Here is a 16,857-nt window from a genome sequence, read left to right as displayed (position 1 = left end):
GTTATGTCGCACACCGCGCCTGCCACGCCCCAGAAGTGGAAGCCTTGGTGGCCCCTAAAGCTTGCCCCCCTCCAAGACCTGCGCTCCACCGGGCCCAACCTTCTTGATCGCCAGCGCATATTCCGCCCGGCCATTGCTCAAAAACCGAAACACCCCATCGCGCCCGTTAAAGCCGGTGCTGCTCGTCATCAGCCCCGGATTATAGGGCGGATTGGCCATGGACAGCGTATTCACATTGGCCAGGATCGTCGCCGTATAGGCAATCGTCGCCAGCCCATTGGGGTGGCCACCAAACTGGCGCTGATAGTCCCCGCTGATCGCCGCCATCCCGGACGGATCAACCGCCGGATAGATCGCCCCGCTTAACCCTGCCGACGACATGATTCCCGGATCACCATCCCATTCAGCCGAGCCGACAATCTGCACCTGCTCATTGGTGACGCCGGCCTGTGCCAGCAGCGCGCCGAAATTGGGGGCCGTCGCCCGGTCGGGCAGCACCAGCGCGTCGATCATGCCGCGCTGGATATTGGGCATGGCCTGCGCCACGATCTGCTGGGCCTCCTGCGCTGTCGAAAACGTATAAACCGCCTGCGGCGAGAACCCGACGGCGACGGCCTGCTGGCGGAATGCCATTTCCTGCGCCTGGCCCGTTTCGGTGGCCGGGAACACGCCCGCCACACCACGCCGACCCTGCGCCATCAGCCAGCGCAGCGAGCGTTTCATTTCCATCTCGGGCAAGACGCTCAAGAGATAAACCCCCTGCCCCGCCGCGCCCGGATTGTTGGAAAACCCGATCAGCGGCAACCCAGCCGACCGCGCCACCGCGCCCGCCGCCATCACCTGATCGGCCTGCAAAGGCCCAAGGATCAGCCGCGACCCATCCGCCACCGCCGCACTCGCCGCGCTGCTGGCGCCCTGTGCACTGGTGCCGGTATCGCGCAGCGTGATGGTGATGTTCTCGGCAATATTGGGATTGGCCTCGACAAAACTGATCGCCAGCCGGCTGGCATTGGCCAGCGATTGCCCGACCGATGCCGAAGCCGGGTCACCGCTCAGTGGCAGCAGCAGCGAGACCTTCACCGGCCCGCGACCAAAGCTCTGGGTCGGCCCGTTCGGCATCGCAATCGGGGTCTGCAGTCCCGGTTGGGCTGGCGTAAGCCCGCCAGTGTCGCTAGATGGACCGATGGGACCGCCCAGATCGAGCGTCCGCGAGCCGAACTGCATTGGCGCACAGGCCGATAGCGCGAGCAGGCTCACGGCGCCAAAAGCGCGAACCAATCCCCGTCGTGCCTTTCGATCAAAGGTCACCAAAGACCTCCAAAGTGCTAGCAGTGTGTTAACAGTTTGACCGCCATTGCTTAACCAAGTCTCAACCGACCGGATCCGCGCATGAACGACACCAATTCGGGCTATTTCATTGCCGGTTCGGCCTTTACGGCCCCGCCTCTGGCCCCCGGCCTTTATGTCGTGGCAACCCCGATCGGCAATCTGCGCGACATCACCATCCGCGCGCTTGAAACGCTGGCCGCCGCCTCGGTCGTGCTCTGCGAAGACACCCGCATGTCCGCCCGTCTGCTCGATCACTACGGCATCAAGGGCCGCCGCGTGGCGCTGCATGAACACAATGAACGGGCCAAGGCCGACGATATCGTGCGTCGGGTCGCCGCCGGGGAAGCCATCGCGCTGATCTCCGATGCCGGCACGCCGCTCCTGTCCGATCCCGGCTTTCCGCTGATCCGCGCTTTGGCTGAAGCCAACCAGCCGGTCTTCCCCATCCCCGGCGCCTCGGCATTGCTGTCGGCGCTGGTCGTTGCCGGCCTGCCCACCGATGCATTTGCCTTTCACGGTTTTCTGCCGCCCAAGGCTGGCGCGCGCGCCAATGCCATCAAAGCGCTCAAGGATTCACGTGAAACTTTGGTGTTTTACGAAAGCCCGCGCCGCCTCGACGATACGCTGGCATCCATGGCTGAAATCTTCGGTGACCGACAGGCGGCCGTCGCTTTGGAACTGACCAAACGCTTTGAACGCGTCCATCGCGGCAGCCTAGGCGCGCTTGCCGCCGAATTTGCCGATACCGAAACCAAGGGCGAAGCGGTGATCGTTGTCGCCGGCGCCGCCGAACCCACCGCGCCCGATGCCGCCGACTGGCAGGCAGACCTGTCCGCGGCAATGGAACAGCAACCCCTGCGGGTGGCCGTCGATGAAGTCACCCAGAAATACGGCCTCAAGCGCAAGGAGGTCTATGATGCCGCCCTCGCCCTCAAAGCCGAAAAGTAAGGCCCGCGTCCAGGCTCAGCTGGGCGGCCATCGCGGGGAAACGCTCGCCGCCTGGTTCCTGCGGCTCAAGCTCTATCGGGTGGTCACGCGCCGCTATAAAACCCCGGTCGGGGAAATCGACCTCATCGCCGAGCGCTTCGGCACCACGGTCTTTGTCGAGGTCAAGGCGCGCAGCAAGGCCAGCACGCAAGCCGAGACCCTTGAGGCAGTCAATCAATCGCGCATAGTCCGCGCCGCGCAGTATTGGTTGGCGCGCCACCCTACCAAGGCGGAAACATCCCTCCGCTTCGACGTAATTTTCCTTGCGCCCGGCCGATGGCCACGCCATGTGGTGAATGCGTTTGATGCGTCGCCGTGAGACCCTCACCGGGCATGCCGATCTCGCCACGACCTCGTCCTTCGACAGGCTCAGGATGAGGCCTACTGAAATATCGGGCCGCTCGAGACGCTAAAATGGCAAAAAAGCTCAAAGTCGCGGTCCAGATGGACCATGTCGCCACCATCAATCCACGTGGCGATTCCACCTTCGCCCTGATGCTCGAAGCGCAGGCGCGCGGCCATGAACTGCTGCACTATACGCCCGATACGCTGTCGCTGCGCGGCAATGTCGTGTCCGCGCTGGTCCAGCCGATTGAAGTGTTCGACAAGCCCAAGGGCGAGCATTTCGCACTGGGCGAAGCCAGCCGCATCGACCTGTCGACCCAGGATGTGATCCACATGCGCCAGGATCCGCCCTTCGACATGAACTATATCACCATCACCCATATTCTGGAGCGCCTGCACCCCAAGACGCTGGTGGTCAATCCGCCCGCCGCCGTGCGCAACGCGCCCGAAAAGATCCTCGTCACTGACTTCCCCGAGCTGATGCCGCCGACGCTGGTGACGCGCGATCGCGAGCAGATTTATGCCTTCCGCAAAGAACACGGTAACATCATCGTCAAGCCTCTCTACGGCAATGGCGGCGCGGGCGTTTTCTTCATCCAGGAAGGCGACCACAATCTCGCCAGCCTGCTCGAACTGTTCGAGAGCAATTATCGCGAGCCCTTCATGATCCAGCGCTACCTGCCGGACGTGCGCAAGGGCGACAAGCGCATCATCATCATTGATGGCGAACCCGTCGCCGGCCTCAACCGTATTCCGGCCGAGGGCGAAGCGCGCTCCAACATGCATGTCGGCGGCCGCCCGGAAATCTCCGAACTCACCGCCCGCGAGCGCGAAATCTGCGTCACCATCGCGCCAGCGCTCAAGGAGCGCGGCATGATCTTTGTCGGCATCGACGTGATCGGCGACTACCTCACCGAAATCAACGTCACCTCCCCCACCGGCATCCGCGAAATCAAGCGCTTCGGAGGTCCCGATATCGCCGTGCTGATCTGGGACGCCATCGAAAAGCGCCGCGCCTGATGTGGGCTCTGCTGGCGGCGATCCTGGGCGGCATTGGCTGGTTCCTGTTTCGCCGCTGGCGCAAGACATTGCCCATCGATCAGCGCCTGACCCTGCCCTTCTGGCGCAATTCACTTGTCGTCGTCGGCGCCTATGTGCTGTCCATCCTGCTCGGCGCCGGCATCACCCGCATCATGGTGGGCTTTAACCGCGACGGCTGGTCCAACCTGCCCATGGTGTTTTTCTTCCTCACCTGGGTGCTCTACGGCGCCATCTGGCTCGCCCGCTTCCTCCCCACCACCAAACCCCGTCCGCAATGGCTGATCCGCTCGCGGGGTTGGATCGATGGCGCGGCACTGCTGCTGCTGGCAGGCTTCGCCACCGTTGCACGGATGATGTGAGACTGGTTGCCCCCGTCTGACGGCCCGCACACGTCCGTTCTGCGGGCCAACCTCTCATAGTGCCAAAACCACCGCGCTGTTCTCGGGCTAGACCCGAGAACCACTCTCCGCACCCACTGTGCTGCCCTCGGATCAAGTCCGAGGGCAGCACAGTGGGTGCGATGATATTGAGAGTCCCAAACGCGCTTCAATGCCAAGGGGTCGCCAATCCCGCCCTAACCCGCTATCGCTAGTCCCGACACTTGGGGAAGCAGCGTCATGCCGACAACGACATTCTTCGTCGCCTTTGCGACGCTGTTCGCCACGGTAGGCGTTGCCGATATCGCCTTCATCTTTGCCGCTCTCACCAAGCACAACACCGCCAGGCAGCGCTTTGCCTTTGCTACCCGCGGCGTGATCATCGCCGGCATCATCCTTTTGCTGTTCGGCGTGCTCGGCAATCCGATCCTGGAAGTCTTCGGCATCACCATCCCCGCGCTACGCACCGCTGGCGGATTGCTGCTGTTTTTGATCGCCATCGACATGGTGTTTGCGCGTCACTCCGGCGGTACCGGCACCACCGATGAAGAAGAAGTCGAAGCCCGTTCGCGCGACGATATCGCCGTCTTCCCGCTGGCCATGCCGCTGCTGGCTGGCCCCGGCGCCATCAGCGCGGTGATCCTGCTCACCACCGGCACCACCACCACCGCCGAATTCTGGACGGTGCTGTTTGCCATCGTGGTGATCCTGTTCCTCGCCTGGCTGACGCTATTGGTCGCCATTCCCATCCAGCGCCTGCTCGGCGTCACCGGCCTTGCCGTGGTGTCGCGCGTCGTCGGTATTCTGCTGGCGGCGCTGGCCGTACAGTTCGTCTTTGACGGTATCCAGTCGAGCGGCCTGCTGGGCGGCGCAGCGACCTGATCGCGCTGGTTAAAATTGCGCCATTAAGCAGTTATTAAGGCAAGTCTTGCGGCCGACGCTGCATCAGCAGATGTTCTCGCCATCACAATACGCGAGGCCACAATGCGTTTTGCTGCTGCAATTGTTTTGATGATCATGGCCATGATGGCTGCCAGCGTGCCTCCGGCCACCACGACGATAGCTGACGCCGTTCAGGTGCCGCAGCTGACTGTCGCCGGCTGACCCAGGCCCCAAAAACAAAAGGCGACCGGCCCGCGCCAGTCGCCTTCGATCCAGTCGAAAAGACGAAAACTACTTCTTTGCAGAATTACCTGCGCTACCAGCGCCAAGACCGGTGATCGGCTTTGCTGCCGCGACCTTGTCCTTTTTCGGCTTCTTGGCTTCTTTATTGCTGCGCATCTGACCTTTGGCCATGTCGTTCCTCCTCGGGCACATCGCCCGATTGATTACCGCTAAAGGCTAGCCCTCCCCCTCTGCGCTGGCAAGCGCTGGCAGAGTGCCGCACCCCAAAGATTTGACTTTCCTCGGGCTTCTGCTTTGATGGGGGCCATGCGCGCATATCATTCCGACTGTCGCCAGCATCACCGGTTCCGCCTCCTTCGAGGCGTTTGACCTGGTTCGGCCACCTGCAGTGCAAGGGCCGGGCCAGGATAAAGACTCCATTTCCCGTTGATCATTGACCCTGCGCAAGCAGGTCGCTCGTCATCGTCCGTGCCTTGGCCATCAACGCGTGGCGGGAAGCGGCGATGCGCCTGTTCGGATACATTCGCCATGACGTTCAAATACTCGCTCACTCTTCCCATCAGCGGCAGCCACAAGCTCAAGCGCTTCACCGAATGGGCGGAAGCCGTGCTGCCCGGTCTTGAATATCGCCTGCCGCCGCAGACCCCGATCAAGACCGAAACTATGACCATCCGCCTACGCCAGCTCGACGACCGGGCGCGGATTCTGACCGCCCTCAACACGGCAAAAATCTGACCCTGCCGCGCCGCGTCCACCCCCGACGCGGCGCCCCTTTTCTCTCAATCTGGAGCACACACAAATGTCGGGCGCAGCCCAGTTCGTCATGACCGATCGCGATTATGCCATTCTGCGGGGCATCGCCATGGCCCGCCCCAGCGGCGAGCGTGGCTATTTCGACCTGCTGCGGCTCAAGCTCGTGCAGGCCGATATCGTCGATGCCGAGCTGATCGATTCAAGCGTGGTGACGATGAACAGCCAGGTGCGCTATCGCGTCGGCGATGGCCGCTGGCTCGAACATCGTCTGGTGCTGGGTGCCGCCCGCGAGGTCATCGGCCAGACCATTTCGCTGCGCTCATTGCAGGGGCTGGCGCTGCTGGGCATGCGCGACGAGCAGGTGTTCAGCTATGACGCCGAACAGGGGCCGGTGACGGTGGATTCGGTGCTCTATCAGCCCGAAGCCGACGCCGAAGTGGTGAGCTATGGCCACGCCAACCGCTGGCGTGGCCACTGATCGGCCTATTTGACGTATTGGCAGCGGCCGGTCGGCTGCAATGATGCCAAAGCACGTGGGTCGCAGCCCGTCGAAAGGAAGGTCAGCCAGTCGTTCTGGCTACCGTAGAAGGCGTTGCGATCCACCTCGCCCTTGACGCCTGGCACGACGCCGGTCTGCGTCCACTGCCAGAAGGTCCAGGCGCGGTTCTTGTAGCGCTCATGTGGCTCGGCAGCGGTCGAGCGCAGCCAGAACGTATTGGGGAAGAACTCGCCTTCCATGATGTCGCGGTGGAAGTTCATGTCGGTATAGATGATCGGCAGCTTGCCGGTATGGCGCTCCATGGCATCCAGCATATAGCGGATCTTTTCGAGTGCATCGGCGCGGTTCGGCTTCACCTTGCAGCTCGAATGGTTGTTCCACTCCAGATCGAGCACCGGCGGCAGTGCGCTTGGATCGTTGGGCACATTCTGGATGAACCAGGCGGCCTGCTCCGACGCCAGCGAGCACCAGGTCATGAAATGATAGGCGCCGCGCGGCATGCCGGCATCGCGGGCGCGCTGCCAGTTCACCCGGAAATTGGGGTCGATATAGTCCTTGCCCTCGGTCGCCTTCATGAAGACGAACTGGATACCGGCCTGCCGAGCACGCTGGAAATCGACATTTTCCTGATAGCGCGCCACGTCGATCCCCTGGATCGGCATGCCACGCGCCCGGTCAACGCCGGAATGGGGGCGGTTATCGCCCTGAATAGGACCGTAAAGCCCCCCGCCGGAGGAACAAGCCACCAGCACAACGGCCAATGCCGCCATAATGGTGCCCTTTGCGATCGTAGAAAACGAGGGAAAAGGCAGGCGGGCTAGCATCAGGGCACAACTCTACGCACGAGGAACTGAGCCTTTGATTCAACATGGTCGGGTTAATGGAGGATTAGGTTTACCAATGTGGCAAACGGCATGGTTAACAGGCCGTATTTTGTTCCCGCTCGGTTCCGCTCAGAACCGTGCCACCAAGCCAGCATTGAGCACTCCGGTCCAGAACCGGTCGGTCGGGAACAGCTTTAGGCCCAGATCGAACGCCACCGGGTCAGCGCTTTGCGTGCCCGAAAATCGCATCGCGGTGGCAAACAGCGGCATGATGCGACTGACGCTTTCACTTTCGTTGACATCGAGCAGCGCCGACCGCGCTTCGACCGAGGTCGTACTGTGATAGGCCACCGCCCCGCCGCCAAGATTGAGCACCCAATCGAGCGACCCGATTGTCTCGCTCCATACCGGCACGCTGGCCAGGATACCAATGCCCGCCAGATCGGCCCTAACGCGCAACACCGTGGGGTCGGCCAGAATGCCGAGGCCGGTCGGCGCAGTGATCGTGAAACGGTTCTGGTCAAACAGCACAAAGCTTTCGATCTCGACCGGCATGCCATTGTGCAGGTTCTGCGTGGTGGCAAAGCTCAGCGCTACGCCGGGTTGCGGATGAAAGTCGAGGATCAGATCATCCGGCAGCACGCCATCGGGCAGGATGATCGACATCAGATCGTCCATGCCGCCACTGCCGCTACCGGGCCTGCCGCTACCGCCGCCACCAAACAGATGATCACGCAGCACGCCGTCAAAAATACCGACATGAGACGTTTCGACAGCCGAAACCGTAATCTGGCATTTGCAGCCGTCTTCCGCCCGAACGGCAACAACGCCCGATCCCGCGATATAAGTAATTAACGCGATGTATACATTGAAGTACTGCATGATTGCGGCTCTACATCGGCGTCATTGACAGAATACAAGTTTTAGCGGCAGATCGTGCCATCTTACACTTTGGGCTTGGGGGCCTGGTGATGGCGTTTACGTTAGATCGTCAAGAAATTCTAAATGTTGCGGTTCGGAACAAGTATCAATCCGTTGATCGCTACGTAGATAGCGTGTTGACCGACACCTCTGTCAACTCCAAGGCCGTGGCCGCTACAGACCGTCTGGAGCTCGCCTTTGGCAAGCTCGACGCTTTGTTCTCCAGCAGCGCCGCCAACAAAGTTCTGGCGCCAAGCAAACTGAGCGCGACCCTGATCAAGCTCGACAACAAGGCCGGCGATTACATCCAGTTCGACGGCGCCGGCTTCAAGATCACTTCGGGCAACAACCTTGCCGAGAAGTTCGGCAACTTCGCCAATTCCCTTGCCAGCCTGGCGGGCGATCCAAACACCAGCCTGAAATCCATCACCTTCGGCACCAAGGCTGGTATTGTCGCCAAGCTCGATTTGACCGCCAAGGAAATCAAGCTGACGGTCGGCACCGAAATCGTCAGCATCAAGGGCGATTTCCCGACCAAGCTCGGCCAGATCTACAAGGTCATCAAAGAAACCACCGGCCTCGATAGCAAGACCGGTTTCGATCCAGCCAAGCTCAAGCTGCTCGTGCTCAAGCCCGGCGCTGAGCTGTCCAAATTCGACATCGACTCGATTTCGCTGGCCAGCAACAAGGTCAAGCTGCTCGACGCGACCTTTACCGACAAGGTGATCAAGGTCACCTCCGGCAAGGTGGTTGTCGAGGCCAAGGGCCACTTCCCCGACAATGCCGGCGACCTCTATAACGCCCTGCGCGAGATGGTCACTGTCAACAAGCCCGGCTCGTCGACGCTGTTCAGCTTCGTCAAGACGATCGGCGCCACGGCATCGCTCAACAAATACGACGTCGATTCGATTTCCATCAAGAATGGTACCAAGATCGTCGGCTCTGCCAGCTTCACCACCAAGGCTGTATCGATCCAGTTGGGCGACTACAAGCTGACCGCAACGGGCACCTTCCCGCATTCGGCAGCGGACTTCGCCAAGCTCTTGATCGACATCGAAGCCGGCCGGCCGATCACCAGCGTCAAGCTGACCAGCCTCAAGCTCATCGATCTGCATGATAATTCGGTTCTGGCCTCGGCCAGCGGCACCATCAGCAGCGCCGATGCCTTCAATATCATCGATGCCATCGACCACAGCTATACCGGTATCAATGTCATCGAAGGCACTTCTGGCGCCGACAAGATCGTCGGTACCGCGGCCCATGAATTCATCATTGGTGGTGCCGGTAACGACGAACTGCGCGGTGGTGCCGGCAACGACCGTCTCGACGGCGGTGCGGGAAATGACACGCTATACGGCGATGCCGGCGACGATTTGTTGTTTGGCGAAGCGGGCAACGACAAGCTCTATGGCGGTGCCGGTAACGACAAGCTCGACGGTGGGGCAGGCAACGACCTGCTCGACGGCGGTGCTGGCAATGACCAGCTTTATGGCGGCCTCGGCGCAGACATCCTGATTGGTGGCGCTGGTGCGGACACCTTCATCTATAAGTCCATCAAGGAAAGCACCCTCGACGCCAAAGGCCGAGACTTCATCAATGATTTCAGCCAGGCGCAGAAGGACAAGATCAACCTTTCCGCCATCGACGCCAACACCAAGATCGCGGGCGATCAGGCTTTCAACTTCGTTGGCACCAAGGCCTTCACCAACAAGGCCGGCGAACTGCGCTACGAGCACAAGGACGGCGATACCTATGTCTATGGTGACGTCGACGGCGACGGCAAAGCCGATTTCGCCATTGTTCTCGACACCACGATCAAGCTGGTTGCGACCGACTTCATCCTCTAGTCGCCCACGCATTTCGGTCTGAATTCGGTAGCCATCCTCACCCACCAGTGAGGGTGGCTATTTCGTTCCGCAAACGTTCTTGTCTGGCATCTGGCCCGCTGCTAGTCTCTCCTCATGCTGGGGGGCAAGACGGGCATGGTTACCCGCGTCGCGACGGTGGCGTTTCAAGGCATTCAGGCGGTGCCGGTGGATGTGCAGGTCCAGATCGCGCCGGGCATGCCCAAATTCATAATAGTATATGGTATTAAATAGTCGCCTGGACTAACTTTGAACCATGACCCAATCTCCCCTTGCTTACTCCTATGTCCGCATGTCCACGAAGGAGCAAATAAAAGGCGATAGCCTGCGTCGGCAAGTGGAAGCTAGCGAGAAATACGCCAGAGCCAACGGGCTGACTTTGGTCGAAGACTTCAAGTTGCACGACATCGGCGTGTCGGCCTTCAAAGGCGCAAATGCGACCAAAGGAGCCCTATCGGTTTTTCTGTCGGAAGTGGAAAGCGGGAAAGTGCCGGCAGGTTCGTACTTGCTAGTGGAATCGCTGGATCGACTAAGTCGAGACAAAATCCGGTCGGCCATGCAACTGCTTTGGGACATCACCCAAGCGGGCATCAATGTCGTGACCTTGCTGGACAATCAGATCTATCGAGCGGGACAAGACGACCTTCAATCGTTGATCGTCTCCATCGTGGTAATGAGCAGAGCGAATGAAGAATCGCAGATGAAAAGTCTGCGCGTGTCTTCGGCCTGGGAGAAGAAGCGCGCCAACCTGTCGGTAAGAAAGCTGACGAAGCAGTGCCCCGCTTGGCTCACGCTATCCGACGATGGCACTGCCTTCGTCGTGGATACCGCGAAGGCAACAATTGTCCACCAAATCTATGACTTGGCCCTCCAGGGCATGGGTACACATTCCATCGTGCGCATGCTGAATGCCGACGGCCTCATCCCTTTTGGTCGTTCGGATGGATGGCATGAATCCTACGTACAGAAAATCTTGAAAAATCGGGCTGTGCTGGGTGAGTTCCAGCCTCACCGAAATATCGATGGCATACGCAGTCCAATCGGTGACCCCATCATTGGGTATTATCCTGCGGTGATCTCGGAGAGCGTGTTTCTACAGGTTCAAGCCGCACGCCGTGGTCGATCAGTCGGGGGGGGCGGTCGTAAAGGTGCGACTAACCTCAATCTCTTTTCACGGATTGCCACCTGCGCATATTGCGGCGGCAAAATGCGGCTCGTGAACAAGGGCGAGGGGCCAAAGGGTGGCAAATACCTCAAATGCAGCGACGCCCTTCGCAAGATCGGTTGCACGGTTGCCGAAGGCTGGCGCTACGATGCCTTCGAAAACTCGTTCTTCACCTTTGTCGAACAAGTGAATCTGGCCGAACTGCTCAAAGGTGATGGCCCGAACAATGACCGAGAACGTATATCAGGCGAAATTGTCGCGATTGAAGAACGGATAAGGCTTCTGGGATCGCGGCGTGATCGCACGTTTGCGCTCGTCGAGCAATCCGATCTATCGGTCGCTTACATTCGTGATCGGCTTGAAGAGGTTGAAACGGCCTTGAAGGCCGAACGCGCAGCCCTTGATGCGGCTAAGGCAATGCAGGCAGCCGCTGAGAGCAAAGAGACGCCGGTGGCAGACCTCACAGCAGCTATTGCGCAACTGCAAGCCCTGGCAGGCGACGAAGCCTTCCAGGTGAGATCAAACCTTGCTCACCATTTGTCACAGCTTGTTGTCTCTTTGAGGTTGGCCGTGCGCGGTAAAGAAGCAACGCGCCCGCAGCTTGCCGACTTCCTTGCCAAACACGAACCGGACGCAGCCTATCGCGATGAGCTTATGGCTCACATCCGAGCTGTGGACAAAGCACACGGCTTGGACAATCCAACTTTCACTGTCGCATTTAAGGGCAATGTGGTTCGGATCGTGACCGTCGATCAACGACAACCATCAACGCTAATCCAGGTCGCCGATGTGAACGATGATGCGACCGTGGTTCAAAACGAGTTAACTGGGACGCGATGGTCGCCAAACGGGTGATCTTGAGCGACGATGTTGGTTACCAAGGACCTAAATAGGGTAGGCTTGATGCCGGTAACGAAAAGTATTTTCGGAATCCTTTCCCCCCGTAGCTGGCCGCGGTAGAACACTGATGCCAATGCGAGAACTCCCTTTGGCGCACCCCAATATTTGTATTTTCATTCTCCTAGTCAGTTGGCTGGGGGAAGTCTAAACCTGGAAAGTTTTCAGTGAAAAAACTTATTAAATCTAGAAAAATATTTGAAAAATCTAATTTGAAGTTGACTAAAAATTCTAGTTCAACCCTGACTGTGAATCAATTGAAGCATATGTATGGCAAGTGGTTCGCTGGTATTATTGCTGATTATCGATCCACCGAACCTGCGGAACGCTATTCGTCGCTAGACGAATACCTCACTAAAAATGCCTTCTTTGTGACTGGCACTTTCCACAGACGCAAAATGTACATGCGCAAGTACAACCATGGCGTTGCACAATCCGATGCGACCTTTGAAATGGACGCTTTCCACAACCTGTACACTGGCCTGGCCAAAACGGTACTGGGTAACCACTGGACTAGACGCTCGCAAGCTCCGGCCTGGCCATTAGCAATCGTTGCGTTGGATCATCCTGAAGCAAAGTTCGCACGATCATCCGGTAGCCAAATCACGAATCTTCATTGGCATGCGATCATTGTGACTCGTAGTACGCACCGTGCATCGTATGCTGCAGCCATTGGCGATGATCAACAGCTTAAGGTTCTTAGAGAGCGGACCCATATGGACAGCATTCTGTCTGTTCCTTGGGACTCCACACAAGGCATGGACTACGCCGTGAAGGCATTCGTTAAGTCGACAAATAGCTCAACGGGTAGCCTTGACGATCTTCGCATCTACCCTAGTCCATCACTATCTAACTCCATTGGTTGGGGGTACCTGAGGAAATACGAACAGGTCACTGCGGAGGTTAAGCGACTGCGAGCTGGGCTTCAGCGTGAGCGATTGGCTGAGATGAACTATGAGGCGCTATATGGTCAGGATCCTGTGGCCGAAGGCGTCTAGTCTATCGCTTAAAGTTTATGGCTCCTGGGGGTACAGCAATCCGTTGGCTATACCTGTTAAGATCGTACTGCGTGAACCAATTGAGCAGGAAGACGTAAGCAGGTCGCAATTGGCCAACTGTCGGACGACCCGGTCGAGAGTTACCTCGAACCGGATCGTCTTGCTTAATTTGATTGCCTTGAAATGCGCCACACGGAATTTTGGGCCGACGGTACTGCTAACCATGGTCATCAAAGCCACCTGGATACAAATCCTCAAGCGGTAGAAATGGCAGCCGGTCCAATTCCTCCGGGTCAATATCTCTCGCGAAACCCTTCAGCAGGTTAACGTCGAAATCTGGGCCCACAGTTGCCATTCGTACTGCGTCCTGAACCGTCAGTGGCCCATTCAAAATGAACCCTGCGTTCAGTTCGCAGTCGATGAACATTTGCTCGGCTCGGAACACATCTCCTTGGAAGAAATCTCGTTCGGGCCTGATCACAAGTAGATAGACAACGACAAAGGTACCGTCGTCCAGAAACGCAGGTTCGCGGCTGGATTTCAGAATTGCGTGTTCAGACCAGCTGGATCCGAGGTGGATCTGCAAGACGTATTCAATCTTGGCATGGTCGAGCCCAATACACTCCGATGGCACATTTGTACCTGCTGATGCGATTCCCGGCCGATCATAGTATAGCGTAAAACTAAGAAGTTCCGGCGGCGCATCTGCCTCAATTGGTCGATACTGTCGACCTAATATTTTTACAATTTGTACGGTGGTACGTTCGGTTTCAAAATCGATTAAATAATTCATTGAATATCCTTTATTTCAGTCAAGCGGATACGTCCCGCCTGTTGGCAAGTTATTGATGATCTAGATTTTTGGATTGACGTGCTAACTGCTCGTCGGGCTTGTTTTAGCGCCAGCCCGATCGAACATTCAATACCGGATCGTGTACTGAGATTCTTTACGAAATACACGATAGGTGGCACTTGTAAATGCCTTGGTGGGGAGCTGAATCGTGACGCGTGATCTTAGCAGCAGGGAGTGGCAGAGTTTCCGGCAGCACCTTACAGATATGCGGACGGAGAGGCCGCATCTCAACCAAGAGAGAATTGCCGAAGGCGTAGGCGTCCAGAAACAAACCATAAGCAAGTATGAGCAGGGGCGCAGCGTACCAGACCTACTGATATTCGTCGCGCTGTGCAGGTATTTTGAAGTCGACCCAAATACCATCCTAGGCTGGGATGACGCCGGGCCGCAAAGGTTGGACGCTAGAACTCAGACGCTCATCAAGCGATATCTGGAGTTGCCCGAGAACTGGCAACTAACCGTGTCCAACCTGGTAACTGAGCTGAGGTCTGACCTTAGTAGGGTTAAGCGCGAAGGCCACGGCTAACAGAACGTGCTGGGCACACCTGAGACTTTGTTTGCCGCCGCCGCACAAAATCTATTGTCCGCCCATTATTCTAGAACATGGGCGGAACCACGGGACTTAGGTGACGGCAAACACTGACTGACAACCATTGTACGAAACAGTGGCGATGAGGGCTCGTAGCCTTCGAACCCGTGTTTTCGACAACGACTCATCATGGGTCCCAGCGTTTTGTCTACGGGCAGAAATTTTGGCGAAGCAGTTAAACCAAAATTGCTCTGAGCGATGTAGCCAAGTCACTAAAAAAATCCGCCCAGTTCAAATGCAACATTGTCTCTATATTGCGCCGCCAAAATTCTAAACCAACGTGTCAATGACTCATGGATCGATCAAAATCCACTTGAATTCAGCGGCTTAAGGATTGGAGCAACTAATCAAAATTCCAAGCGGGCTTGCTACTAGAGGAACCGACCGGACTGCCCCTTTTCCGGCAGACAGAAAGGCGCCCCAAGTCGCCGCTACGGCTCCCCCAAAAGCTACCAGTCAACTAATTCCGCAGCAATGTCTCGACCGTGGTGGGAAGGCGACAGGCGGCTTTTGGGGGAAGTTGGGCGAAAAGCAGACACTCGCCACCTATAGTCCGCTGACGAGTTTGGGGCCGTTGGCAGTCAGGCAGCTTTTAGGCGAACGCTATCGGAAGCAGACACTCGCCCCCCGCGTGTCCGTAGATCACTCTAGGCGCCGCGCCTAGACTTCTGAAGGCGTTGTGTTGCTCGAAGGTGTCGCCGTCGATGACACGGATGTTTCGATGGGCGCTTTGGCGAGGAAGTCCAAGACGTAGGACCAGTACCACCCATGCCCGGGGTGGCAACCGAGCGCTTACCAAGTTTTGCTTTGAGACCAGCCTCGGCTCATCATCGATAAACCCTCTGTATAAAGAAGCAGACGACAGCGGGCATCCGTGCCCCCTTCAAATGGAGGAAGAAGGATGTGATGAACTGAGCTTGTCTAGTTGGGCGGGCTTCAGATGTTGACCGCGCCAACTCGGAGGCAGGAATGGACGTCAGTCACTTCACAAAGTCGATATGCAGTCCCTTGGTGATGGCAGGGGTCATGCTCTGCGTCTCTATCGAAAGTTTTGCCAACGAGAGACAGTTTTGGATGCTAACGGATGTTGATGTACGTTCCGGGCCTGGACAGCAATACCCAATCATGGCGCGTCTGCCCCGAGCGACACCGGTTTGGCAAGCTGAGTGCAAAAACAACTTCTGCTATATATCGTTCAGCAACAACAAGAAGGGCTGGATACCTCAGGCGCAGCACAGCACGACGTCCTTCGCTCCCGATTCAGACAGAGTTGTATTTGAAGACGTGTCCGGATTCTCGTTGGTTGATCTCGTCGCGAAAGCACGGCTCAATCTGCGGGACGGCCCCGGACGATCCTTCAATGCCCTTGCTGAAATTCCGATAGGCGAAGCGATGGTGTTGCTACGATGTCAAGACGACTATTGCCTTGTTTCGCGCAGCAATGGCCAACGCGGCTGGGTTCTTGAAACTGGTACGACGCGCCAAGATAGGCGCACTGGGGCGCCGCTTGCTGGCGGTGCCAATTCAGGGGGAATGACTGCCAATCCAGGCATCGTGATTGGTCGCGAAGCTCCGCCCTTTTTGTCCGAGCGTCCCCAAGCGTGCTTTTACGAGCACATCAACTACGGAGGGCGCAGCTTCTGCATGAACCCCAACGTGTTCTATGCGAACCTCGCCGAGAGTATGGGTTTTTGGAACGACGCTATTTCGTCGATCAAGATCACGGGGCCGCTCACCGTCAAATTCTGTCAGCATGCCTATGAGAAGGGCGAGTGTCGAACAATAACAGAAGGCGCCGGCCAGCTCGGGATATTCAACGACCGGATATCCTGGATCATCGTTCTTGATTAGATTGGTCGTCTAGCGGCCGTGCCGCAGCTTCGACACACAGGTGCGGGCCATCTATAAAGCTGGTCGCTGCACCAGGCCCATCCAGCGGCACAACCGTGCCGTCCTCGACCCAGTGGCCGGTTCCGCCCCGTGGTGGTAACGAGCACATATTCGCCCACCACCACCCCAGGCTGAGGCCCCCACTTGAACGCCACATCGCTTGCCGTCACCTTGGTGAGGACCAGACCAACAGGTACAATCTGGGACTGTAGGCAGAACGAGACCGTCACGGCAGGCTCAACCGCGTTGGCAGTCTCGGGCACAGTGATTTCGGTTGCGCTGACATTGGCCGTGGTAAGACTGGCCATTTCCCAATCGATGGTGGCGATGGCGTGACCGTATATGTGCCGGGCTCGAGATTGATCACGGTAGTGTTTTGCCCAGCGGCGCTGCCATGGG

General features: G+C 57.9%; 17 protein-coding genes. 12 read left to right on the top strand and 5 right to left on the bottom strand.

Annotation, left to right across the window (positions count from 1 at the left end; genetic code table 11):
• Nucleotides 1-54 precede the first annotated feature (54 nt).
• A complete protein-coding gene (locus ABIE28_RS18775; RefSeq protein WP_354065588.1) occupies nucleotides 55-1,308 on the bottom strand; it encodes a penicillin-binding protein activator in 1,254 nt (417 codons plus the stop codon).
• 81 nt (nucleotides 1,309-1,389) lie between these two features.
• Here ABIE28_RS18775 and rsmI point away from each other — a divergent pair, with 81 nt between their 5' ends.
• From rsmI to ABIE28_RS18750, 5 genes are all read left to right on the top strand, one after another.
• Nucleotides 1,390-2,277: a 16S rRNA (cytidine(1402)-2'-O)-methyltransferase gene (gene rsmI / locus ABIE28_RS18770; RefSeq protein WP_354065586.1), complete on the top strand. Its 888-nt coding sequence runs from the start codon at nucleotides 1,390-1,392 to the stop codon at nucleotides 2,275-2,277.
• Nucleotides 2,243-2,635 carry a YraN family protein gene (locus tag ABIE28_RS18765; protein ID WP_354065584.1) on the top strand — a complete coding sequence of 131 codons (393 nt, stop codon included), beginning with the start codon at nucleotides 2,243-2,245 and terminating at the stop codon, nucleotides 2,633-2,635. The genes rsmI and ABIE28_RS18765 overlap by 35 nt, the downstream gene beginning before the upstream one ends.
• Nucleotides 2,636-2,730: 95 nt before the next feature.
• Entirely contained in the window at nucleotides 2,731-3,681 is a 951-nt protein-coding gene (gshB, locus tag ABIE28_RS18760; RefSeq protein WP_354065582.1) for a glutathione synthase, read from the top strand.
• Nucleotides 3,681-4,061, top strand: coding sequence for a hypothetical protein (locus ABIE28_RS18755; RefSeq protein WP_354065581.1), 381 nt, complete (start codon nucleotides 3,681-3,683; stop codon nucleotides 4,059-4,061). The genes gshB and ABIE28_RS18755 overlap by 1 nt, the downstream gene beginning before the upstream one ends.
• Before the next feature lie 258 nt (nucleotides 4,062-4,319).
• A complete protein-coding gene (locus tag ABIE28_RS18750) occupies nucleotides 4,320-4,961 on the top strand; it encodes a MarC family protein (RefSeq protein ID WP_354065579.1) in 642 nt (213 codons plus the stop codon).
• A gap of 291 nt (nucleotides 4,962-5,252) precedes the next feature.
• Here the strand turns inward: ABIE28_RS18750 and ABIE28_RS18745 are convergent, their stop codons facing one another.
• Nucleotides 5,253-5,375 carry a hypothetical protein gene (locus ABIE28_RS18745; RefSeq protein WP_354065577.1) on the bottom strand — a complete coding sequence of 41 codons (123 nt, stop codon included), beginning with the start codon at nucleotides 5,373-5,375 and terminating at the stop codon, nucleotides 5,253-5,255.
• 357 nt (nucleotides 5,376-5,732) lie between these two features.
• Between ABIE28_RS18745 and ABIE28_RS18740 the strand changes: the two genes are divergently transcribed.
• Both ABIE28_RS18740 and ABIE28_RS18735 read left to right on the top strand, forming a co-directional pair.
• Nucleotides 5,733-5,939: a hypothetical protein gene (locus ABIE28_RS18740; RefSeq protein WP_354065575.1), complete on the top strand. Its 207-nt coding sequence runs from the start codon at nucleotides 5,733-5,735 to the stop codon at nucleotides 5,937-5,939.
• Nucleotides 5,940-6,003: 64 nt separating this feature from the next.
• On the top strand, nucleotides 6,004-6,435 hold the full coding sequence (locus ABIE28_RS18735) for a GreA/GreB family elongation factor (protein ID WP_354065573.1): 432 nt from the start codon (nucleotides 6,004-6,006) through the stop codon (nucleotides 6,433-6,435).
• A gap of 5 nt (nucleotides 6,436-6,440) precedes the next feature.
• On the opposite strand, the gene ABIE28_RS18730 is transcribed toward ABIE28_RS18735, so the two are convergent.
• Nucleotides 6,441-7,226 (bottom strand): glycoside hydrolase family 25 protein, encoded by a 786-nt coding sequence (locus ABIE28_RS18730; protein WP_354065571.1) that lies wholly within the window; start codon nucleotides 7,224-7,226, stop codon nucleotides 6,441-6,443.
• 183 nt (nucleotides 7,227-7,409) lie between these two features.
• Complete coding sequence (locus ABIE28_RS18725; RefSeq protein ID WP_354065570.1) at nucleotides 7,410-8,162, bottom strand: hypothetical protein; 753 nt, start codon at nucleotides 8,160-8,162, stop codon at nucleotides 7,410-7,412.
• A 176-nt stretch (nucleotides 8,163-8,338) separates the two neighbouring features.
• On the opposite strand from ABIE28_RS18725, the gene ABIE28_RS18720 reads away from it, so the two are divergent.
• The 3 genes from ABIE28_RS18720 (at nucleotide 8,339) to ABIE28_RS18710 (ending at nucleotide 13,126) form a co-directional block, all read left to right on the top strand.
• Nucleotides 8,339-10,048 carry a calcium-binding protein gene (locus tag ABIE28_RS18720; protein WP_354065568.1) on the top strand — a complete coding sequence of 570 codons (1,710 nt, stop codon included), beginning with the start codon at nucleotides 8,339-8,341 and terminating at the stop codon, nucleotides 10,046-10,048.
• A 274-nt stretch (nucleotides 10,049-10,322) separates the two neighbouring features.
• On the top strand, nucleotides 10,323-12,086 hold the full coding sequence (locus ABIE28_RS18715) for a recombinase family protein (protein WP_354065567.1): 1,764 nt from the start codon (nucleotides 10,323-10,325) through the stop codon (nucleotides 12,084-12,086).
• A 209-nt stretch (nucleotides 12,087-12,295) separates the two neighbouring features.
• On the top strand, nucleotides 12,296-13,126 hold the full coding sequence (locus ABIE28_RS18710) for a hypothetical protein (RefSeq protein WP_354065565.1): 831 nt from the start codon (nucleotides 12,296-12,298) through the stop codon (nucleotides 13,124-13,126).
• Between the two features lie 217 nt (nucleotides 13,127-13,343).
• On the opposite strand, the gene ABIE28_RS18705 is transcribed toward ABIE28_RS18710, so the two are convergent.
• A complete protein-coding gene (locus ABIE28_RS18705) occupies nucleotides 13,344-13,919 on the bottom strand; it encodes a hypothetical protein (RefSeq protein WP_354065563.1) in 576 nt (191 codons plus the stop codon).
• Nucleotides 13,920-14,184: 265 nt separating this feature from the next.
• On the opposite strand from ABIE28_RS18705, the gene ABIE28_RS18700 reads away from it, so the two are divergent.
• On the top strand, nucleotides 14,185-14,505 hold the full coding sequence (locus tag ABIE28_RS18700) for a helix-turn-helix transcriptional regulator (protein ID WP_502913442.1): 321 nt from the start codon (nucleotides 14,185-14,187) through the stop codon (nucleotides 14,503-14,505).
• Between the two features lie 1,032 nt (nucleotides 14,506-15,537).
• Nucleotides 15,538-16,419, top strand: a complete 882-nt coding sequence (locus ABIE28_RS18695; RefSeq protein WP_354065559.1) for an SH3 domain-containing protein — start codon at nucleotides 15,538-15,540, stop codon at nucleotides 16,417-16,419.
• Nucleotides 16,420-16,857 lie beyond the last annotated feature (438 nt).

This window comes from Devosia sp. 2618, assembly GCF_040546815.1.
GTDB lineage: Bacteria > Pseudomonadota > Alphaproteobacteria > Rhizobiales > Devosiaceae > Devosia.
Note: the sequence above shows the minus strand (reverse complement) of the source record. Positions and strands in the feature narration are given on the sequence as shown.